This window comes from Zhongshania borealis (assembly GCF_039539625.1).
Lineage (GTDB): Bacteria > Pseudomonadota > Gammaproteobacteria > Pseudomonadales > Spongiibacteraceae > Spongiibacter > Spongiibacter borealis.
Genome location: NZ_BAABDM010000004.1, coordinates 274,406 through 294,668 on the forward strand (window position 1 = coordinate 274,406; position 20,263 = coordinate 294,668).

Annotated in this window: 19 protein-coding genes; 3 read left to right on the forward strand and 16 right to left on the reverse strand. The window is 52.6% G+C overall.

The features are described from left to right. Window positions 1-71 precede the first annotated feature (71 nt). The 3 genes from dnaG to rpsU all read right to left on the reverse strand — a co-directional run bounded on the left by dnaG (window position 72) and on the right by rpsU (window position 2,767). A complete protein-coding gene (gene dnaG / locus ABD836_RS12690) occupies window positions 72-1,943 on the reverse strand; it encodes a DNA primase (RefSeq protein ID WP_344936505.1) in 1,872 nt (623 codons plus the stop codon). Between the two features lie 90 nt (window positions 1,944-2,033). Beyond that, window positions 2,034-2,486 (reverse strand): GatB/YqeY domain-containing protein, encoded by a 453-nt coding sequence (locus ABD836_RS12695; RefSeq protein WP_344936508.1) that lies wholly within the window; start codon window positions 2,484-2,486, stop codon window positions 2,034-2,036. A 65-nt stretch (window positions 2,487-2,551) separates the two neighbouring features. After that, a complete protein-coding gene (rpsU, locus tag ABD836_RS12700; protein ID WP_008248432.1) occupies window positions 2,552-2,767 on the reverse strand; it encodes a 30S ribosomal protein S21 in 216 nt (71 codons plus the stop codon). Between the two features lie 190 nt (window positions 2,768-2,957). Between rpsU and tsaD the strand changes: the two genes are divergently transcribed. From tsaD to folK, 3 genes are read left to right on the forward strand one after another with little or no spacing between them, the layout of a single operon-like run. Further along, window positions 2,958-3,983 (forward strand): tRNA (adenosine(37)-N6)-threonylcarbamoyltransferase complex transferase subunit TsaD, encoded by a 1,026-nt coding sequence (gene tsaD, locus ABD836_RS12705; RefSeq protein ID WP_344936656.1) that lies wholly within the window; start codon window positions 2,958-2,960, stop codon window positions 3,981-3,983. A gap of 41 nt (window positions 3,984-4,024) precedes the next feature. Further along, entirely contained in the window at window positions 4,025-4,408 is a 384-nt protein-coding gene (folB, locus tag ABD836_RS12710; protein WP_344936512.1) for a dihydroneopterin aldolase, read from the forward strand. Next, window positions 4,365-4,892: a 2-amino-4-hydroxy-6-hydroxymethyldihydropteridine diphosphokinase gene (gene folK / locus ABD836_RS12715; RefSeq protein WP_344936658.1), complete on the forward strand. Its 528-nt coding sequence runs from the start codon at window positions 4,365-4,367 to the stop codon at window positions 4,890-4,892. The genes folB and folK overlap by 44 nt, the downstream gene beginning before the upstream one ends. 6 nt (window positions 4,893-4,898) lie before the next feature. Here folK and ABD836_RS12720 read toward each other — a convergent pair whose 3' ends face one another. From ABD836_RS12720 to ABD836_RS12780, 13 genes are all read right to left on the reverse strand, one after another. Then, window positions 4,899-5,990 carry a tRNA nucleotidyltransferase/poly(A) polymerase-related protein gene (locus tag ABD836_RS12720; RefSeq protein WP_344936514.1) on the reverse strand — a complete coding sequence of 364 codons (1,092 nt, stop codon included), beginning with the start codon at window positions 5,988-5,990 and terminating at the stop codon, window positions 4,899-4,901. An 89-nt stretch (window positions 5,991-6,079) separates the two neighbouring features. Further along, window positions 6,080-6,721 carry a 2-polyprenyl-3-methyl-6-methoxy-1,4-benzoquinone monooxygenase gene (gene coq7, locus ABD836_RS12725; protein WP_344936516.1) on the reverse strand — a complete coding sequence of 214 codons (642 nt, stop codon included), beginning with the start codon at window positions 6,719-6,721 and terminating at the stop codon, window positions 6,080-6,082. 35 nt (window positions 6,722-6,756) lie between these two features. Next, window positions 6,757-9,594, reverse strand: coding sequence for a response regulator (locus ABD836_RS12730; RefSeq protein WP_344936519.1), 2,838 nt, complete (start codon window positions 9,592-9,594; stop codon window positions 6,757-6,759). Further along, on the reverse strand, window positions 9,545-10,822 hold the full coding sequence (purD, locus tag ABD836_RS12735) for a phosphoribosylamine--glycine ligase (protein ID WP_344936521.1): 1,278 nt from the start codon (window positions 10,820-10,822) through the stop codon (window positions 9,545-9,547). The genes ABD836_RS12730 and purD overlap by 50 nt, the downstream gene beginning before the upstream one ends. Window positions 10,823-10,994: 172 nt before the next feature. Continuing rightward, window positions 10,995-12,575, reverse strand: a complete 1,581-nt coding sequence (purH, locus tag ABD836_RS12740) for a bifunctional phosphoribosylaminoimidazolecarboxamide formyltransferase/IMP cyclohydrolase (protein ID WP_344936524.1) — start codon at window positions 12,573-12,575, stop codon at window positions 10,995-10,997. A 59-nt stretch (window positions 12,576-12,634) separates the two neighbouring features. Further along, entirely contained in the window at window positions 12,635-12,943 is a 309-nt protein-coding gene (gene fis, locus ABD836_RS12745; protein ID WP_344936526.1) for a DNA-binding transcriptional regulator Fis, read from the reverse strand. Beyond that, window positions 12,940-13,929, reverse strand: a complete 990-nt coding sequence (gene dusB, locus ABD836_RS12750) for a tRNA dihydrouridine synthase DusB (protein WP_425583035.1) — start codon at window positions 13,927-13,929, stop codon at window positions 12,940-12,942. Before dusB ends, fis begins: the two co-directional genes overlap by 4 nt. Window positions 13,930-14,062: 133 nt before the next feature. Continuing rightward, the gene (locus ABD836_RS12755; RefSeq protein ID WP_344936530.1) at window positions 14,063-14,902 is read right to left on the reverse strand and encodes a zinc-ribbon and DUF3426 domain-containing protein; all 840 of its coding nucleotides are present in this window, start codon (window positions 14,900-14,902) and stop codon (window positions 14,063-14,065) included. Window positions 14,903-14,916: 14 nt separating this feature from the next. After that, window positions 14,917-15,816 carry a 50S ribosomal protein L11 methyltransferase gene (gene prmA / locus ABD836_RS12760; protein WP_344936532.1) on the reverse strand — a complete coding sequence of 300 codons (900 nt, stop codon included), beginning with the start codon at window positions 15,814-15,816 and terminating at the stop codon, window positions 14,917-14,919. 89 nt (window positions 15,817-15,905) lie between these two features. Continuing rightward, window positions 15,906-17,246, reverse strand: coding sequence for an acetyl-CoA carboxylase biotin carboxylase subunit (gene accC, locus ABD836_RS12765; RefSeq protein WP_344936534.1), 1,341 nt, complete (start codon window positions 17,244-17,246; stop codon window positions 15,906-15,908). Window positions 17,247-17,293: 47 nt separating this feature from the next. After that, the gene (gene accB / locus ABD836_RS12770) at window positions 17,294-17,758 is read right to left on the reverse strand and encodes an acetyl-CoA carboxylase biotin carboxyl carrier protein (protein ID WP_344936536.1); all 465 of its coding nucleotides are present in this window, start codon (window positions 17,756-17,758) and stop codon (window positions 17,294-17,296) included. A gap of 42 nt (window positions 17,759-17,800) precedes the next feature. Continuing rightward, complete coding sequence (gene aroQ, locus ABD836_RS12775) at window positions 17,801-18,241, reverse strand: type II 3-dehydroquinate dehydratase (RefSeq protein ID WP_344936538.1); 441 nt, start codon at window positions 18,239-18,241, stop codon at window positions 17,801-17,803. Window positions 18,242-18,427: 186 nt separating this feature from the next. Then, window positions 18,428-20,143, reverse strand: a complete 1,716-nt coding sequence (locus tag ABD836_RS12780; protein ID WP_344936541.1) for a protein-disulfide reductase DsbD family protein — start codon at window positions 20,141-20,143, stop codon at window positions 18,428-18,430. Window positions 20,144-20,263: the final 120 nt, after the last annotated feature.

The window sequence follows — 20,263 nt, forward strand, 5'->3', positions numbered from 1 at the left end:
CCGCAAATTATACTCTATTTAGACCCTATACGACCAGTAAAATCCGGCTATGTTCAGGGAATGGCCAAGTATTAACGCTGATGTTTCTGATTGAGCAGCTGCTGAATGGCCAAGAGTTGTTGTTTGAGCTCGTCACTGAGTTCAGCGTAGTTGTCGCTGACGGCTTTGTCGAGGTGACCCGACTCGCGCAATTGTTCAATTTGCTTGCGCAGATGCAGCTGCGATTTACGGGTATCGAGATGGCTGAGGGTGTCCATAAAGGCGAGCTGGGCTTTTTCGTCGTCGAGCTCTGAGCCCAGTAGGGCAATGGTCTTAAGCGCCTCGATCAAAATGTCGTACTCGGCTTGGCCGTACCAGTGGCCCAGTAGCATGGCGGTGCTTGAGCTGGGGCGTTTGTTAATGAGTTCCAAGATGGCGCAGAGCAATGCGCCGGCCGCAGAGGTGTCGCCGGCGTCGAGCACCAAATTATGCGTGGCTGCGCCGCGCGGGTTAAAAAGCACCATTGCCAGCGCGAACAGCAAGGGGTCGCGGCTTGAGCTGGGTAGATTGGCAACGAGTTTCTTGGTGCTACTGCGCGGATTCGCTTGGGGTGGTGGCGTACTGACGTGGCTGCCGTCGGGTTGCGGTGCCGCTGGGGTTTCGTCCAGCAGCTGATCTAGGGCGTGACGACTGAGGCCAGTGCGCTCGGCCAAGGAGTCGAGCATTAATTGGCGAAAAACCCCGGACGGCAATAATTGCAGCATCGGCAATGCCAGTTTACTCAGGCGGGCTTTGCCTTCCAGGGTGCTGGGATCGGTTTGGCTGTGTAGCGACTCGAAAAAATAGCGTTCCAGCGGTTGCGCTTGGGCGAGTAATTTTTGAAAGCCGGCGGCGCCATCACGGTTTACGACGCTGTCTGGATCATCACCTTCGGGCAGAAATAGGAAGCGAATACGGCGACCGTCTTCCATTGTCGGCAGGGCATTTTCCAGGGCTCGCTCGGCGGCTTTACGTCCGGCAGCGTCGCCGTCAAAACAGAAGATGAGTTCGCTGGCATAGCGGAAGGCGGTGCGTAGATGTTCAGTATTGCTAGCGGTGCCCAGGGTGGCGATGCCGGTCATAATGCCATGCTGGGCCAGCGCCACGACATCCATATAACCTTCGACGATCAGTAGTTGCTCTAGGTGTCGGTTGTTTTGGCGAGCTTGATATAGGCCGTAGAGCTCCTTGCCCTTGTGAAAAATATCGGTTTCTGGGGAGTTGAGGTATTTGGGTTTGTCGTCGCCCAGCACCCTGCCGCCAAAGGCAATAACCCGTCCGCGATTGTCGCGAATAGGGAACATGATGCGATCGCGAAAACGGTCGTAGAGTTTGCCGTCTTCTTTTTCTATGAGCATGCCGCCGTCAATAAGCTGCTGCCGGTGTTCCTCGCTGTCGCCGAGGGTTTTTAGCAGGTTATCCCAGCCTGGTGGCGCAAAGCCAACGTCGAAGTCCCGCGCGATACGTCCACTTAGGCCTCGTTGCTTTAAATAGTCGACGGCGCGCTGGGCTTGCGGGTGATCTCGGAGTTGCTTTTGGTAGTAGCTGGCCACTTTCTCCATTAGGTCGTAAATGGTTTTGCGGCGTTCTTGCTTTATTTGTTGTTGGGGGCTGATTTCTTCGCGGGGTACTTCGAGGCCTGCGAGGGTTGATAGATTGTCGACTGCGCCGGGGAAGTCCTGGCGGTCATAATCCATAATAAAGCCGATGGCATTGCCGCCCGCGCCGCAGCCAAAGCAGTAGTAGAACTGCTTGTCTGGATTGACGCTAAACGATGGGGTTTTCTCGTCGTGAAATGGGCAGCGGGCGCTATAGTTTTTGCCAGTTTTTTTGAGGGCGACGCGGCGATTGATAACGTCAACAATATCGACCCGAGACAGTAGCTCGTCGATGAAAGATTGCGGAATGCGTCCTTTTGCAGCCACGTCAGTGTATCCAAAAGCGAAGGTAGAAGTGCGTAAGCGGCTATGGCTACGCCAGACTATAATTGACTAGAGTGTGTCAAATTGCCAGTGCTACTGGAGCTGAGATTTGATCTTTTGGCTGACCATACCCATATCTGCGCGGCCTTGAACCTGCGGTTTGAGAATGGCGACTACCTGTCCCATATTTTTAATGGAGTCGGCGCCTGTGCTGCTAATGGCGGCGCTAATCAGGGCATCTAATTCGGCTTCGCTCAGTGGCGTTGGCAGAAAAGACTGAATAACGTCCATTTCAAAGCGTTCTTGATCGGCGAGATCGACACGACCAGCACTGTCGTACTGGCTGATCGAGTCGCGGCGTTGCTTAAGCATTTTGTCTAGCACGGCAAGAACCCGTGCATCATCAACGTCAATGCGTTCGTCAACTTCAATGCGCTTAATGTCGGCAAGAATGAGCCGCACGGCAGAGAGTCGCGCTTTATCTTTTGCTCGCATCGCGGTTTTCATCGCGTCACTAAGCGTTTGCTTCAGCGTTTGATCTGCCATAAAGCGCAGAGACTCCCTGTTAAGAGGATTGGATCTTAGCGGGCAAAGCCCTACTAGACGTTGTCTTAGTAGAGGCGTTGCTGCTTTTTAGTGTCGCGAGACACTTTTTTCGCGTGGCGCTTTACTGCAGCAGCAGCTTGACGCTTGCGCACAGAGGTGGGCTTTTCATAGAATTCGCGACGGCGAACCTCGGCTAAAACGCCGGCTTTTTCGCAAGAGCGCTTGAAACGGCGCAGGGCGATATCAAATGGTTCGTTTTCTTTGAGTTTGACTGAAGGCATCCGTTAAACCTGTCCTGATTTTTTTGTGCAAGAATTTGCTGTCTATACCGCATTAATTAAAAGCGGCACTCCAAGGGCGCTGAATTCTATACTCAGTTGCTGCAAAATGCAAAGCCATTGCGCGGATAACTGGTGCGAATAAGATGAAGTCAGTATCATGCGCGCTTATTTAACGTGGGAAGCGGCTATTGTGCGGGTTTTGGGGCTAGAGACCTCCTGTGATGAAACAGGGGTGGCGATATATGACACCGAGCGGGGTTTGCTGGCGGAAGCGCTATATAGTCAAATCGCCTTGCACGCGGAATACGGCGGTGTGGTGCCAGAGTTGGCTTCGCGAGATCACGTGCGTAAATTATTGCCGCTGGTAAGCGAAGTGCTTGCAAAAGCCGATATGCGCGGCTCAGAGCTTGATGGCGTGGCTTTTACTAAAGGGCCGGGGCTAGCAGGTGCGCTAATGGTTGGCGCCTGCGCTGGCCGCGCTATGGCCTACGGCTGGGGTGTGCCGGCTATTGGTGTGCATCATATGGAAGGTCATCTCCTTGCGCCGATGTTGGAAGTAGACGCGCCGACGTTTCCTTTTATTGCGTTATTAGTGTCAGGTGGTCATACCCAGCTGGTGAGAGTCGATGGTATTGGCTGCTACACCTTATTGGGGGAGTCCTTGGATGATGCCGCTGGCGAAGCGTTCGATAAGGCAGCCAAAATGTTGGAGCTTGGCTATCCCGGTGGTCCGCAGGTCGCCAAAGCGGCCGAGCGTGGACGCATTGGCCATTACAAATTTCCGCGGCCGATGGTTAACCGTCCCGGCTTGGATTTTAGCTTTAGCGGTTTAAAAACCTTTACCTTGAATACGGTGACGGCCAGCCGCGAGGCAGGCACTTACAATGCTCAGGATCAGGCCGACATTGCTGCGGCCTTTCAAGAGGCGGTTGTTGATACCTTGGTAATAAAGTGTCATCGCGCGCTGGTTCAAGAAAATCTCAATACCTTGGTCATTGCTGGTGGCGTTAGCGCCAATACGGAACTGCGGTCGCGGTTGGCGGCAAAATTGGCTAAAACCAACGGTCGGGTATATTACCCCCGTCCGGAGTTCTGTACCGATAATGGCGCAATGATCGCTTATGCAGGTCATTGCCGTTTAGCCGCGGGCCAGAATGAAGACCTCGGCGTGACTATTCGCCCCCGTTGGCCAATGACCGAATTAGATGCAGTTTGATTTTTGATTCGCAATAGCGCCCAGATCTAGCGAGAATGAGTATGGATATTGTTTTTATAAGTGAGTTAAAGGTCGATACTGTGATCGGTATTTTCGACTGGGAGCGCGCGCATCGGCAAACGGTGATTTTGAATGTAGAGTTGGGTACCGATATTCGCGCGGCGGCTGAACATGACGATATTAGTAAAACCTTGAATTACAAGGCGGTCACTGAGGCGCTATACGCCTTTGTCAGCGCAAGTGAATTGCTGTTGATTGAAACCCTCGCGGAGCGCTGCGCGGCAATGATCATGACGGAATTCGATGTACCGTGGTTGCGCTTGAGTATTACCAAGCCCGGTGCAATGCGCCAAGCTAAGGATGTGGGTGTGATCATTGAGCGTGGTACGCCATCGGCAAGCTCGGCTGACCTTGCCGATGGCTGAGGTATTTCTGGGTTTGGGTAGTAATGTTCAGCGCTACCAACACATGGTTAAGGGCCTAGACGCGCTGGCAGAACACTTTTCGCCACTGCGTTTGTCGCCGGTTTACGAAAGTGAGTCGGTCGGTTTCCGCGGCAGTCTATTTTTAAATATGGTAGTGAGTTTTGATACCGATATGGCGCTCGCGCCCTTAGCGGAATTGCTGCGTGATATTGAAATTCGTCTTGGGCGAATAGTGGGCGCGCCAAAGTTCAGCCCCCGATCCTTGGATATCGATATTCTTAGTTACGATAATCTCTGTGGTAATTTCGATGGCATCGATTTGCCCCGAGATGAAGTGAGTTATAACGCCTTTGTGTTGCGGCCGTTGAGTGAGCTAGCCCCAGATCACTGTCACCCATTAAGCGGCAAAAGTTACCGCGAATTATGGTCTAACTACGCTAGTGAGCAAAAGTTGTGGCCGGTGACGTTTCGCTGGCCTTTGTAGTGCTTTCTAGCTTGCAGCGATTAATGTGGCTATTTTTTGTAAGCGTTTAGCGCGCAAAGCCTTGCCTAATTCGGCGCCTTTATAGCCTTGGCTCATTAACGCTGCCGCAGTAATCCCTCTTAATTTCTCTGCAGCGTCTGCGAGTAGTATGAGTCTTGTCTCGCTCGGGTTGAGTAGCTTGGCTATTTCAATGAAATTGTTTAACTGTTCTGGTCTGCGCGCGTAGTCAAATTGCTCTAGCAGTGTTAACCACTCCTCCGCTTTTTGTAATGCGGGGAGTGGGGTGTTCGCTGCGCAGCGCTCCGCCAGCCAGCTCGCGCTATTGCTGGCGCGCAGGCTTTGGCATAGTCGCTTGCTGCCTTCTGAAGACAAATTACTACAGCAGATGGCAAACCGTTGATCTAATGAAAGCGCCTGAGCTGCGGCATCGTCGATGGCGCTCAATATCTCGGGAGGCAGCGCTGGCAGCCAGTCTGGGAAAAGTGCGACGAGGGCGTCGCAGTCTATCAAGACTTTAAAAAAACTGCCTGGATTACGCTCGCCGAGGGCCTTGCTTAGTTCTATCCATATTCGTTCATGTGCGATGGTTTCCAGTTCGCCATTGCGACTCATTTTACTCATTAATTCCATGGTCTCCGCGGCTACGGTAAAGCCGAGGTGCGCGTAGCGGGCGGCAAATCGTGCAACCCGTAGAATGCGCAGTGGGTCCTCAATAAACGCCGGTGAAACATGGCGTAGAACTTTGGCATTGAGGTCGTTGCGGCCGTGGTAGGGGTCGATAATTGTTTTATCTTCATCCTGCGCAATGGCATTAATGGTCAGATCGCGGCGGCTAAGATCCTCTTCAAGCGTAATGTCCGGGCTAAAGTCGCACACAAAGCCATGATAGCCGGAGCCACTTTTGCGCTCGGTGCGGGCGAGGGCATATTCCTCTTTGGTTTTGGGGTGTAGAAATACAGGGAAGTCTTTACCCACTTGTTGATAACCTAAATCGAGCAAGTCCTGAGGACGTGCGCCGACCACCACCCAGTCCCGCTCGTGGTAGGGGTAGTTGAGTAACTTGTCGCGCACGGCGCCGCCGACGAGGTAGGTTTTCATTGTGGTTTAATTCTGTGTTGGGCTAGAGGGTCGGAGTATAGCAAAATGAGGCGCAGCTTCACTGGAGAGGGGTAGGGTGAAAAACGCTTTCACACGTAGTAAGTGCTGCCCGTCATTACCTTTGCCATTAGGCTCATCGCTTTTTTGACCGGCTGCGGAAATACCTGGCCGCCGGCGGCAATTGCCATGGTGGCGTGGGCGGCTTCATCTTCTAGCATTTGGCTTATGATCGCGCGCGATTTGGCATCGTCACGGGGCAGTGTTTCAAGATGCTCGCGCAGATGTTCACATACTTGGTCTTCTGTTGCGGCGACGAAACCGAGACTAATGCGGTCGCTGATTGCGCCAGCTGTCGCGCCAATGGCAAATGAGGCGGCATAAAACAGCGGATTGAGCCGGCTGGTATGGCTGCCGAGTTCATCTAGGCGTTGTTCGCACCAGGCGAGATGGTCGACTTCTTCATTTGCAGCCAATTCCATTGCCGCTTTAACCTCGAGGTTTTTGGCGGTGAGCGCCTGCCCTTGGTAAAGCGCTTGCGCACAGACTTCACCGGTATGATTAATCCGCATTAGACCGGCGGTATGACGGCGTTGCTGATCGGCATCGTGCCTGTCATTAAATTTGTTGCTTGGGTTGCTGCGCTTGGCGGTGGCGCTGCCCTTAAGCAATGTTTTTAAGCTGCGATCAGCGCTCATAACAGCGCGGTCGAGCAGGGAATATTCGCGGGTCATAGTAGATCCTCCGGGGGCATTATACGCCACCTTGGCTATTCTGGGGGTGTGCTCGCCTGATTCTCTGAGGGCGGTTTTTGGTGCTGATAACCTGTCCACTGTTTAATGGCCTCTGCTAGCTCCCAGAGGCGAATCGGTTTGACGAGGTGTAAGTCCATTCCGGCCTGCAAGTAGCTGTCGCGCTGTTCGTCGAGGGTGTTGGCGGTTAGCCCAAAAATGGGCGTACGTTCGCGGCCTTCCTCTTCTTCAAATTGGCGAATTTGCCGGGTGGCTTCGGCGCCGTCCATTATGGGCATTTCTATATCCATAATGACAAAATCAAAGCGGCTGCGTATAAAGGTGTTGAGTGCTTGCTGGCCATTCTCGACGTGATTTACCTCTATGCCTAAACTGCTTAGCATTCGAGTTAGCACTTGCGCATTAGTAGGATTGTCTTCGGCGATAAGGCATTGCAGTGACGACAGATTGAGTGCCTCAGTGCTGTACTGGTCGGGTGATCGATTGTTAATGCTGGCGTCAAAATGGCACTCGGTTAACAGCGCGCTGCGCAGGGCTACACTGCTTAATGGCTTGCTAAGGACGCGACGAACACCGGCGCTTTGCAGTTCGCTGCGCTCAAAACTAATGTTGGCGTGGGCCAGCATGAGGCTGATTGGTTGTTTATTTTCCGATTGACTGTCATCGCGGATACGTTGCGCTAATTTTAAACCACCGCCGGGGAGGGCTTGGTCAACCAATAGAATTTCGATTGGGGAATTAAGCAGTATTTGATTGCGTACTATTGCGACGGCAGCATTGTCGCTATTTGCAGTCAGAACCTGCATTCCCCAGTTGCTACATTGTTTGCTGAGTACTTTGCAAAAAGTTTGATTGCTGTCGACGACTAGCAAGCGTTTACCTTGGAGAAGTTTGGTGCCGTTGTTGCTGTCGCGCTCGCGGGTTTTAGGAACACCTAGTAGTAGCGAGAAGCTTAGTATATGAGAACCATTTGGCGAAGTGCGTACATTCACTTGGCCACGCATTAGGCCGATTAATTGGGCGGCAATCGCGAATCGCGCATTGATGATGCTGTTGTCATGGCCAATGTAGCGGCTAAGGGCTTGCTTCTCTTGGGCGCTGAAGGCCTTGCCGTGATGGCTGAGATCAAAGAACGTAAGTCCGGCTTTGGTTTCTGAGGGGTAGACCTTTAATAAAATATAGCCAGACTCGTAATGCTCAAACGCGCTGTTCATAACATGCGATAGCAGTTGGCGTATTCTGGAGGGATCGCCAATTAATTGTTCGTTGACGTTGCTGTCGATGTCACAGATAAGCTCGATGGCTTGCTCCGCGGCAATATTGCGGAACCCTGCCAGAGATTCATCGATAATCTCTGGCAAATTGATGAGTTGGTTGCTGAGTTCAACATCGCTTTCGCTAAAGCGTACAGCCTGGCTAGCCTCGTCAAGTAATTGCAGTAACTCGTGGCTGGAGCGCTGCAGAGTACTAATGTAGTCCTCTTGGCTTGCAGTTAAGCGGGTGTCGTGGAGTAGTTCAGTGACCCCGATCATGGCGCTTAGTGGGGTGCGAATGTCATGGGTGATCCGCGCTAATATATCGGTTTTTGCGCGATTGACTTCGCCAAGTATGGTAATGCGCTGATCGTCTTGAGCTTGTTTTTGCCGCCGGAAATGATGTCTGGCAAAGAGTAAGGCTGTTTGGCTGATAGCGGCGCCCGTGGCCAGTGCTATCAGGACCGTATTGATAAATGGCGTGGGAACAATATTGAGGAAGAAGCTCAATATTGTGGCGAAATACAGCAAAATCATCGCCGTGCGAGTAATGAGGTAGTAAAAAACCAAGCGGCTATAGCTTACTGCATAACAGTGGAATGCCATGACGAATAACAGTAAGACATTGGCCGGTAGCAATGCGTGAATAAGCACTTCAGCGCTGCTGCCGTTGCTAATGATGCCAATCGCTATAGCAATAATGTCGACAATTAATGCGAAACGAATAAGCAGTGGCCAGCGACTGGGTTGGCTACTTAGGTATACCGGGAATCCCCGTGCGTAGAGCAAGTCTAAAATACAAAACAGCAGTAATGCGGTTACTAAACTGGAATTTTGCCACGGCGGCATCAGCCCTTGTGCTTCACCGATATAACCCCATGCGAGGAGTTGGCAAATAACAATGACGCCGCAATTGAGGCCCTGATATACGAACAGTGGTTCTTTATGCACAAGGGCGCTAACAAGATTAAATAATAGGAGCAAAATCAAGGTGCCGTAAAAACCGGCGTTTATAAACTCGCGTTTGCTGATCTCCGCGAGAAAACTCGCGTAGCTGTGCAGTTCGAGTGATACGCGGCGGCCAATTGGCGATGCAATACGCAGGTAATAGCTGCTGTCACTGTGCGCGGCGACGGGTAGTGCAAATAGAATCTCACTTCGAATTAGCTGCTTGGTTGGGAAGGGCGCAACGACCGAATTTGGGGTGTATAGCGTAATGTAATTGGCGTTGCTAGGATTGATTTGAAGTAGTTGTTGTTGGGTTTTGTCGCTGTTATTGCGGAGCGTAAATCGAAGCCAAAGGCGACCGGTAGTTGGTGACACTTTGAGATCGCTAGCTTCAGTCGGTCGGAACTGGGTGCTAAGCGGAGGCTGGATTATATTTTCTATGCGGTAATTATTGTCGGGGTCTAGCAGAATATCGCTGTATTTGGCGAGGTCTATATTGTTTTGCTCGGCATCGAGTACGAGCACCGCCGCCCCTTGACTGGTGACGCTAAAGCACAGCAATAGCAGCCCCAGTAAGTGGCGCAATGGGCGGAGCAACCGAAAATTACTTGCGGTCGATAGCGCGGTAGGCAATGTCGGTACGATAGAAAGCATCCTGCCACTTTATCTGCTTCGCGATAGTGTAGGCAAGCTGCTGGGCTTCGGCAACGGTGCTCCCCATTGCGGTAGCACAAAGTACGCGGCCACCATTTGTGACTAAAGCGCCATCGGCCAAGCGAGTACCTGCATGGAAAACTTTGCCACTCGCTGTTTCGGCCGGAATGCCGGTGATAGCGTCGCCCTTGGCGTAGTCGCCGGGGTAACCGCCAGCAGCTAATACCACGCCAACGGCTGGCCGCGGATCCCAGTCAGCGCTGACGGTGTCGAGTTTGCCAGCGATAGCGGCCAGGCAAAGCTCGGCTAAGTCTGATTTTAAACGCAGCATTATTGGCTGGGTTTCTGGGTCACCAAAGCGGCAATTGTATTCAATGACCTTGGGTTCGCCTTGGGTATTAATCATTAAGCCGGCATATAAAAATCCGGTGTAACGATTGCCTTCGCTGGCCATTCCCTGCACGGTGGGAATAATGACTTCATTCATTACGCGCGCGTGAATTTCAGGGGTGACTACGGGCGCCGGGGAGTAAGCGCCCATGCCGCCGGTATTCGGGCCTGTGTCACCATCGCCAACGCGTTTGTGATCTTGGCTGGTGGCCATGGCCAGAATGTTTTCACCGTCGACCATGACAATAAAGCTTGCTTCTTCACCGTCTAAAAACTCTTCGATGACAACGCGGCAACCGGCGTCACCAAAGGCGTTGCCCGACAGCATGTCGCGCACTGCGTCTTCTGCCTGCGCTAGCGTTTCGGCAACGATAACGCCTTTGCCTGCGGCGAGACCGTCGGCCTTCACAACAATTGGCGCACCTTGTTCACGTAAATAGGCCAGTGCGGGCTCTAATTCAGTGAAGTTCTGGTAGCTGCCCGTGGGTATTTTATGGCGAGCGAGGAAATCCTTTGTGAAGGCCTTGGAGCCTTCAAGCTGCGCTGCACCTTTAGTAGGGCCGAAGCAGGGTAAATTGCGGGCTTGGAAAAAATCGACAACGCCTTCTACCAGTGGAGCTTCGGGGCCAACAATAGTTAAACCGACCTGATTGCTTTCGGCAAAATCTGCAAGTGCGGCAAAGTCGTTAATCGCAATTGCCACGTTTTCGATATTGTTATCTAAAGCCGTGCCGGCATTGCCGGGCGCTACAAAAACAGTTTCGACTTGAGCTGATTGGGCAACCTTCCAAGCGAGTGCATGTTCGCGGCCGCCATTGCCAATGATGAGTACATTCATATCGTTGGGTGAGCGCTAGACGGGAGGCGGGAGACAAGGAACGATCTCTCTTCTGCTATCTGCGTTCATACTCCTTAATTTCTATTATTGACTGCAAAATTGTATGGGGAGCAGAGGCGCTTTATGCGTCTCTTGTCTCCCGTCGAGTATCTTCCGTTAGAGCGTCTAGTGCTTAGTGTCGGAAGTGGCGCATACCGGTAAACGCCATCGCAATACCGTATTCGTCCGCTGCGGCGATCACTTCTTCATCGCGGATCGAGCCGCCGGGCTGAATTACGCATTTAATTCCGGCAGCGCCGGCATTGTCTAAGCCATCGCGGAAGGGGAAAAAGGCATCTGACGCCATGACCGCGCCGGCTACTTTCAGGCCTGCGTGCTCGGCTTTGATTGCTGCGATGCGAGCAGAGTTGATTCGGCTCATCTGGCCAGCGCCAACGCCGATAGTCTGACGGTTCTTGGCGTAGACAATCGCATTGGATTTAACGAATTTAGCAACCTTCCAAGCGAAGATCATATCGTCGATTTCGCTGGGCTCAGGCTGACGCTTGGTGACGATTTTGAGGTCGGCGGCGGTAATCATGCCGAGATCGCGGTCTTGCACCAGCAGGCCACCGTTCACACGTTTGTAGTCAAAGGCGGGGCTGTTTTGATCCCACTGACCGCAGCTGAGTAGGCGCAGGTTTTTCTTTTCCGCGACGATGGCTGCTGCTTCTTCACTCACCGTAGGGGCAATAATAACTTCCACAAACTGGCGGTCGCAGATGGCCTTGGCTGTCGCGGCATCGAGTTCGCGGTTGAAGGCGATAATACCGCCAAACGCTGACTCTGGGTCGGTGGCAAATGCCAAGTCATAGGCTTCGCCAATACCGTTTAGGGAGACGGCAACACCGCATGGGTTGGCGTGCTTAACAATTACGCAAGCTGGTTTCACAAAGGACTTAACGCACTCGAGTGCTGCGTCAGTGTCGGCAATATTGTTGTAGGACAGCGCTTTGCCCTGCAGCTGTGTTGCGGTGGCAACAGACGCTTCGCTTGGGTGACGCTCTACGTAGAAGGCTGAATCCTGATGAGGGTTTTCGCCGTAGCGCATGTCTTGGGCTTTAATAAATTGGCTGTTAAAGGTGCGCGGAAATTTCTCGGTGCCGCCGGGGACCAGGCGACCAAAGTAATTGGCGATCATGCCGTCGTAGGCAGCGGTGTGCTCGTAGGCTTTAATAGCGAGATCAAAGCGGGTAGCAATAGTGGTGCAGCCGTCGTTGGCGTTCAACTCATCCAGAATAACTTGGTAATCAGTGGCATTAACGACAATCGCGACATCGCGGTGATTTTTTGCTGCTGCGCGAACCATGGTTGGGCCGCCAATATCGATGTTTTCTACCGCGTCTTCCAGTGTGCATCCGGGCTTGGCTACGGTCGCTTCAAAGGGGTATAGGTTAACGATAACCATGTCGATGGCGTCAATGCCGTGTTCGGCCATAATGCCGTCGTCGATACCGCGACGACCAAGAATACCGCCGTGAACCTTGGGGTGCAGGGTCTTGACTCGGCCATCCATCATTTCTGGGAAACCGGTGTAATCAGATACTTCTGTCACCGCGATGTCATTCTGCTTTAGCAGGGCAAAGGTGCCACCGGTAGAGAGTAGTTCAACACCGAGCTTGCTGAGTTCGCGGGCGAAATCAACAATGCCAGATTTGTCAGAAACGCTGATGAGTGCGCGCTTTACGGGACGGGCCTGATTGTCAGTAGTCATGCAGGGAGAGTTACCTTAGGGTTTAAAAATGGGCGGTATATCGACTGTATGTTTAGCTTTTACAGTAGATCGTATTGTTTGAGCTTTTTGCGCAAGGTGCCGCGATTCAAACCAAGCAACTGCGAAGCGCGGGTTTGGTTATTGCGGGTATAGCGCATTACTTCTTCGAGCAGCGGTGCTTCTACCTCGGACAAAACCATGTTGTAGACGTCACATACGTCTTGGCCGTCGAGGGTGGTTAGGTAGTTGTTGAGGGCAATCGCCACGCTGTCGCGTAGGGTTTTGGCCTTGCTCATATCTTCGGCGGACGGTGCTTGGTTCGAGCTGACCTCGTCAATCACTGCGGCGTCTGTGCTTGTTAAATTCATGCGGCTGCATCCTGTAGGTATTGGCCGTGCTGTTCAAAGTAGCGATGTACAGCATCTAGTTGTGCACTGGCTGATTCAAGGCGGTTGAATTCTCCGCGAAAGCCAGTGTTGGCGTCATGCCCCTGCAAGTACCATGCGCAATGTTTGCGCGCGATACGCAGGCCGTTCTGTTCCCCGTAAAACTGGTGCAAAGCGCTGATGTGACTCAGCATTACTGCTTGTATCTCGGCGATGCTTGCTGCCGGTGCCAGTACCCCAGTGTTAAGGTATGTGGCGATTTCCCTGAATATCCAGGGCTTGCCCTGAGCGCCGCGCCCGACCATTACGCCATCAGCGCCGGTATAGTCCAACACGTACTTGGCTTGTTCGGCGGTGGTGATGTCTCCGTTGGCAAAGACCGGTATCGCAAGGCTCTGCTTAATAGCGGCAATGGTGTCGTACTCGGCCATACCCATATAGCGACATTCCCTTGTTCGGCCATGCACGGCCAGTGAACTGATGCCGCAATCTTGGGCTAGCTTCGCAATATCGACGCCGTTGCGCTGGTCTGGAGACCAGCCGGTACGAATTTTCAAGGTTACCGGGATGTCGACTGCTGCAACTACCGCCTTGAGGATTTGTTCAACGAGCTCAGGTTCCTTTAGTAAGGCGGAGCCGGCTGCACGTTTACAAACCTTCTTTGCAGGGCAGCCCATGTTGATATCAACAATGTCAGCGCCCATTTCCATGCAGCTTCGTGCTGCCTCTGCCATCATCGCGGGTTCAGCGCCGGCAATTTGCACCGCGCGGGGTGTGTTGTTGTCGTGGGCCAAACGCAAATGACTTTTGCGGCTTTGCCAAAGCTGCGTGTCGCTTATCACCATTTCTGACACAGTTAAACCGGCGCCAAATTCCCGACACAATCTGCGAAATGGCAGATCGGTGATGCCTGCCATTGGCGCCAATACGGCACGAGCAGCAAGCTTGTGAGAGCCAATTTGGATCATCGCCATGCCCTGAATCGGGTTTTTAACAGTGGGAAAACAGGGCAGCTATGATACTCGTTTGAGGACTTTACAGGAAGACTTGCGCTCAAAAAACAACCAGCTCAAAGTGTGAAAGAAGTGCCAAAAAGAGGCTTTACGGCAGCAGCTGTAACTGATAGTTCACCGCCGCTGAACCGGGGTCGACGATCTCTAGGGCAATGTGGACTGGTTGCTGGCTGGCCAGCGTAGATAGTGCGTTCAGTTCGCCGGCAAGGTATTCATTGGGTTGGAATACACGGCTGGCAAGGTCATGGCCATTAATGTCGCTGAAACGTAATTGTAAAGCAGGGAAAGGACTAGGGCTTGGGTCGCGATTTAGGAGGATGGCATCAACAAAAAGGGCCTTGGCAGCGCTGGGGTGTTTGCGGACTAATAAGTGCGTGCTGACAACATCGCCTAGTTGCTTGGCTGCTGGTGGCTTGTCTTCACATAGGGTTGGCAGTAGTGGGCATAATTGACGCAGGTAATCGCCAGCTGGGCTGGAAAATAAAGCGGATTTTTGCCAAAGCGCAATTTGTCCTGCTAACACCAAAATGGCTGTGAGGTTCAGAATCAGCCACGGCCAGCGGCGCGGTGCTTGGCTGGGACGATGGTGTTCAAAGTCATGGTTAACCGTGCTTAAGCCAGCTAACAGGTCTAGGGGGGAATCCGCTTCGCCCGCCGAGGTTTGCTCGGTGGATTCGACTGGGTCCACTGGCAATTCGTCGGAGTTTTCAGCATTGGCGCTGAGTGTTGGAATGTCCTCTGCTTCGGCTGGGCTATTTGCTGGGGCAGCATTGAAAATGCTCATGCACACGCTGCAGCGCACCAGGCCGCCAGCTGCGCTGAGCTGCTGGGGTGTTAGCCGAAACCGCGTCATGCACTGCGGGCAAGCAACGCTGGCGGCTGAGTCGGCGCCAAGCTCAGAGTCTTTGTGCGGGTGGTGGCTAGGCATTCGCTCGGCTTACTTTATTGGTTTGGATTGAGTGGGTTTTTCACACCATTAATGCGAACCCATTCGTCTTTGGCTGTTAGTTCTAGGGTATTAAACCACTGTCGATAGCAATTCAGCAATTCTTCGGCTTGGGTATTGAGTATGCCGGATAGGCAAATTGGCGCATCGGCATCTAGGCAGGCCGCTAAGTTTGGGGCGAGTGAAATGAGTGGCCCAGCGAGGATATTGGCGACCATTACATGGCCATGTAAATTTGCCGGTATCTGTTCGGGCAGTAGGCAGTCGATACGGCTGTCGTCGATATTGTTGCGCTGGGCGTTGTCGCGGGTGGCGGTTAATGCTTGAGGGTCGTTGTCGATGGCAATAACTTTTTTGGCGCCCAGTAATAGCGCTGCAATTCCCAAAATACCAGAGCCGCAACCGTAGTCGATGACAGTTAAGCCGTCTAGGTTTTGCTGGTCTAGCCACTGCATGCAAAGCCATGTAGTGGGGTGGGTGCCGGTGCCAAAGGCGAGGCCAGGGTCGAGCAGGAGGTTGACTGCTGAGGGATCAACTGGCTCACGCCAGCTAGGGCAAATCCACAGGCGTTCGCCACATTGAATGGGATGGTAGCTGTCCATCCATTCGCGAATCCAGTCGCGATCTTCCAGTATTTCGCTGCGGTTGGGGGGGAGGGCTTCGCCGAACAGCGACTCTAGGGCAATAAGGGTGGCGTCCATATTCGTGTCGGCGGTGAATAGGCCGGTAACGCGGGTTTGCTGCCACATTGGGGTTTCACCTACGCCGGGCTCGTAGACGGGTTGGTCAGCATTGTCTTCCATAGTGACTGCGGCAGCGCCGATTTCCAATAGTGCATCTTCTAATTTTGGAGCTGATGCGGGGTTGGTATCCAAGCGCAGTTGTAGCCAAGTCATAGTGCTAACTCTTTTCGGTAATAAACAGGTATTGAGCAATAATGTAAAAAGGGGCCGAAGCCCCTTTTGGAAGTGAAGTTTAAACTATTTTACAGCTTAAGTTTCTTTTCCAAGTAGTGAATACTCACGCCACCTTCGCGGAAGGCTGCATCCCGAACGAGGTCGCGATGCAGGTCGGCATTGGTGCGAATGCCGTCGACTACGAGCTCGTCTAATGCATTGCGCATTCTGCTGAGCGCGATTTCGCGGTTGTCGCCCCAAGTGATGATTTTGGCAATCATCGAGTCGTAATGCGGCGGTACGGTATAGCCGCTGTACAAGTGCGAATCAACCCGCACGCCTAAGCCGCCCGGTGCATGATAGTGCTTTATCAAACCTGGGCATGGCATAAAGGTTTTGGGGTCTTCAGCGTTGATCCGACACTCAAAGGCGTGGCCTTTGATCTTGATGTCGTCTTGGGTGATCGACAATTTCTCTCCGCCAGCAATTAAAAGCTGCTGTCGAATGAGGTCTACACCGGTCACCATTTCGCTGACGGGGTGCTCTACCTGAATACGGGTGTTCATCTCAATAAAGAAGAACTGGCCGTTTTCATAGAGAAACTCAAAGGTGCCAGCACCCCGGTAATTAATGGCGATACAGGCATCCACACAGGACTTGGCGACTTGGGCACGAATTTCGTCGGGAATGCCGGGCGCTGGTGCTTCTTCCAGTACTTTTTGGTGGCGGCGCTGTAGGGAGCAGTCGCGATCACCCAAGTGAATGGCGCTGCCCTGGCCGTCGGCCAGCACTTGTATTTCGACGTGGCGCGGATTCTCGAGGAATTTCTCGATATACACGGTGCCGTCGCCAAAGGCAGCGGCGGCTTCAGACTGGGTGACATAGACGGCATTGAGCAGCGCGGCTTCGCTATGCACTACCCGCATACCGCGACCGCCGCCGCCGGCAGCGGCTTTAATTATGACCGGGTAGCCAATGCGTTTGGCGACAGTCAAGGTGTGTTCGTTGTCATCGGTGATCGGACCATCGGAACCCGGCACGGTGGGAACGCCAGCCTTTTTCATGGCCTTAATCGCGGAGACCTTGTCGCCCATCATGCGTATAAGGTCGGGGGTGGGGCCGATAAAGATAAAACCGCTTTTTTCGACTTGTTCGGCGAAGTCTGCATTCTCGGCAAGAAATCCGTAGCCGGGGTGGATGGCCACCGCGTCGGTGACTTCGGCGGCACTGATAATGGCAGGAATATTAAGGTAGCTTGCGGGCGATGGCGCGGGTCCTATACATACCGACTCGTCAGCGAGGCGAACATGCATTAGGTCGCGATCAGCGGCGGAGTGTACTGCTACCGTTTTTATACCCAATTCTTTGCAGGCGCGCAAAATCCGTAGGGCAATTTCACCACGGTTGGCAATGACGACTTTTTTAAGCATTTGAAAACAATCCCTCTGTAGGTGCTTTGATCGTGGTTTTGCCAGGTTTACACAATGGTGATCAAGGGTTGATCGAATTCAACGGGTTCGGCATCGTCAACCAAAATAGCTTCAATCACGCCGGATTTGTCGGCTTCAATTTGGTTCATCATTTTCATGGCTTCGACAATACAAATAACATCGCCGGCTTTCACGTGTTGACCTACTTCAACAAAGGCCGGTGATGATGGCGATGGTGAGCGGTAGAACGTGCCGACCATTGGCGATTTGATTAAGTGGCCACTTGGGCCTTGTGCAGCGGCGGGAGCGGCCTCGGCTACCGGAGCAACAGCGGGAGCGGCCGTTTGTGGCGCCATTTGCATAGGCTGTTGCATGTATTGTGGAACCATCATGCCTTTCGCGGCGCTGTTCCGGCTAATGCGCACGGATTCTTCGCCTTCTTTGATCTCGAGTTCGTCGATATTGGATTCTTCGAGTAACTCAATCAATTTTTTTACTTTTCTGATATCCATAGTAATTCTCTTTATAAATGAGTGAATAGATGAAGGTTTGGGTTATTTGGGTAATTTATTCATTGCTGCCTGGAGTGCAAATTCGTAGCCCGCCGCGCCAAGTCCGCAGATTACGCCGCTGGCAATGTCAGAAAAATACGAGTGGTGGCGGAAGCTGTCTCTGGCGTGCACATTGGATAAATGTACTTCTATAAAGGGAATGTCGACTGCCAAGAGTGCGTCGCGCAGGGCAATACTCGTGTGGGTGAACGCTGCGGGATTGAAAATAATGAAGTTAATACCTTCAGGTCGCGCGAGGTGAATGCGCTCAATTAACTCGTATTCGGCATTGCTTTGCATGGATTGCAAATGATGTCCCGCAGCCTTGGCGGTCGACTGTAACGTAGTGTCGATGTCGGCGAGAGTTAGGCTGCCGTAAACCTCCGGCTCCCGGCTGCCGAGCAAATTGAGGTTGGGGCCGTGAAGCACGAGTATTGATGCCATAGGGTGCTACTACTTCGCATTATTCAACATGTATAGCGATTGTGCCTTATTTGTTTTTATGAGTCCAACGCATCTCATGAATTTTTTAAGATAGCGTGTAGTTAGCCGCAAGTTTGCAGGAGATGACCGGAATTTTCGGTCGCTCAGTGTTTTCGGTGCAAACACTTAGAACGCCAAAATTGCCCCTTAAAGGGGCTTGTTGAGGAGTTCTAACACAATGGACTTCGTTAAGACTTGCGGAAGTATGATTGGCGCGGCAGAGAGGTCTGCTGGGTAATATACATACAGGGGGATACCGTTGCGCTGGTAGTCGGCCAGTAGCTGAGTTATTGCCGGATCGTAGCGTGTCCAGTCGGCTGTGACATAGTGAACATTGTGCAGTATGAAGGCGGCGCGAACAGTATCCGTGTGCAAGACCAAGGCTTCATTGGCAGCGCAGGTGATACACCAGTCGGCGGTGACATCTAAGAAAACGTTTTGACCGCCTGCGCGTAGCTCATGAATGATGCTGCGATCGAAGCCCGTCAAGGCTTCTGGGCGCTCGACAGGTTTGTTGAGGTTGGTGACCATTGTGGCGAGGGCGCCAATCGCGATGGTGACGGCAATTATTTTTGCCAATCGACCGTGTTCGTAGAGCCACAAAGCAAAACCAATAAGAAGCCAGGCCAATAAAATGGCGGCCATGCCATTGGCGCCGGTTTGGCGGCCGACTACCCAGCTAAGCCAAATGGCGGTTGCCAATAAGGGGAAGGCGAGTAATTGCCGAAGCGTTACCATCCACTCACCCGGTTTGGGTAAGCGGCGAAGAGCGGCGGGGTAGAGTGTGAGCAGCAATACTGGCAGGGCCATGCCAACGCCAATTGCAGCAAAAACCAATAGCGAAATTGCCGGTGTCTGACTCGCGGCAAAGCCCACTGCAGTTCCCATAAAGGGGGCGGTGCAAGGGCTGGCAACGACCGTGGCCAGTACGCCGGTGAAGAAGCTGCCGCTATAACCGGACTGGCGACTGAGATCGCCGCCGATATTCATCCAGCTGCCGCCAATTTCGAATAGGCCGAGTAAATTCAATGACAACACAAAAAACAGGCTGGCGAGTAGCGCGACAAACCAAGGGGTTTGCAGTTGAAAGCCCCAGCCAATGGCCTGACCCGCTTGCTGTAAGGTAATTAACACCGCCGCAACGACAATAAAACTAAGAACAACACCGGCGCTGTAAACCAAGCCATGATTGGCCGGGCTGCCGCTGCGAGCATTAGCAAAGCTCAATACCTTGAGGCCGAGCACCGGGAAAACGCAGGGCATTAAATTGAGGATGGCGCCGCCTAGCGCAGCAAAGATCAATATGACCCACAGCGATTGATTCTCGTCGGCACCGGCGCTGAACGTGGTGGCAATCGGATTTGCGCTGGGTGTTATCGGCCGTTGGTCGATTTGCTGAAAAGTCTGATCGCTGGGATTTACGCGATAGTGTTGGGTCTGTGGTGGGTAGCACAGACCCGCGTCGGCGCAGCCTTGGGATGTTATGCTGAGGGTTGATACTTGGTCTTGGGGAAGACCGCTAACGGTGATCGACGTATTGTGATAATACACCTCGGTTTCACCAAAATAGGGGTCTTGTTTGAGCTTGCCAGCTTCCAAACGACTGGTTAGGGGCAGTGATTTCGTGCCGGCCATGGCACTGAGCTGAAACCGTTCACGGTATAAGTAATAGCCCTCGGCGATTTTCCAGCCAATGAGTAGTTCGTTATTATTCCAGATCAACTCCGATTGATAGGCTTGTTCAACGGGTAGGAAGCTGGGGGGGCTGTCACCAAAGGTTTGCGGCGGGGTGTTTAAAAAGTCCACGGCTTGTGCACTTGTGCCGAAGATCAATAAAATTAGCGATAATAAAAGCGGTTTCATAAATACAATCACTGCTGCGGTGGCGTTATGATAGGTTAGATTTTTAATTCGATGCGCAAGTATAACTTCGGTGCCCTACAAAGGGGGATTAGTTCAGCATAATGTGTCGTTAAATCGCAT

Excerpts from the sequence above, each read along its gene's own strand:
- ABD836_RS12695 (WP_344936508.1), bottom strand. The coding sequence starts at position 2,486 with ATGGCAGATCAAACGCTGAAGCAAACGCTTAGTGACGCGATGAAAACC.
- rpsU (WP_008248432.1), bottom strand. The coding sequence starts at position 2,767 with ATGCCTTCAGTCAAACTCAAAGAAAACGAACCATTTGATATCGCCCTG.
- folB (WP_344936512.1), top strand. The coding sequence starts at position 4,025 with ATGGATATTGTTTTTATAAGTGAGTTAAAGGTCGATACTGTGATCGGT.
- ABD836_RS12720 (WP_344936514.1), bottom strand. The coding sequence starts at position 5,990 with ATGAAAACCTACCTCGTCGGCGGCGCCGTGCGCGACAAGTTACTCAAC.
- coq7 (WP_344936516.1), bottom strand. The coding sequence starts at position 6,721 with ATGACCCGCGAATATTCCCTGCTCGACCGCGCTGTTATGAGCGCTGAT.
- ABD836_RS12730 (WP_344936519.1), bottom strand. The coding sequence starts at position 9,594 with ATGCTTTCTATCGTACCGACATTGCCTACCGCGCTATCGACCGCAAGT.
- purD (WP_344936521.1), bottom strand. The coding sequence starts at position 10,822 with ATGAATGTACTCATCATTGGCAATGGCGGCCGCGAACATGCACTCGCT.
- purH (WP_344936524.1), bottom strand. The coding sequence starts at position 12,575 with ATGACTACTGACAATCAGGCCCGTCCCGTAAAGCGCGCACTCATCAGC.
- fis (WP_344936526.1), bottom strand. The coding sequence starts at position 12,943 with ATGAATTTAACAAGCACAGACGCCGCAGTGATTGACGAGGTCAGCTCG.
- dusB (WP_425583035.1), bottom strand. The coding sequence starts at position 13,929 with ATGATCCAAATTGGCTCTCACAAGCTTGCTGCTCGTGCCGTATTGGCG.
- ABD836_RS12755 (WP_344936530.1), bottom strand. The coding sequence starts at position 14,902 with ATGCCTAGCCACCACCCGCACAAAGACTCTGAGCTTGGCGCCGACTCA.
- prmA (WP_344936532.1), bottom strand. The coding sequence starts at position 15,816 with ATGACTTGGCTACAACTGCGCTTGGATACCAACCCCGCATCAGCTCCA.
- accC (WP_344936534.1), bottom strand. The coding sequence starts at position 17,246 with ATGCTTAAAAAAGTCGTCATTGCCAACCGTGGTGAAATTGCCCTACGG.
- accB (WP_344936536.1), bottom strand. The coding sequence starts at position 17,758 with ATGGATATCAGAAAAGTAAAAAAATTGATTGAGTTACTCGAAGAATCC.
- aroQ (WP_344936538.1), bottom strand. The coding sequence starts at position 18,241 with ATGGCATCAATACTCGTGCTTCACGGCCCCAACCTCAATTTGCTCGGC.
- ABD836_RS12780 (WP_344936541.1), bottom strand. The coding sequence starts at position 20,143 with ATGAAACCGCTTTTATTATCGCTAATTTTATTGATCTTCGGCACAAGT.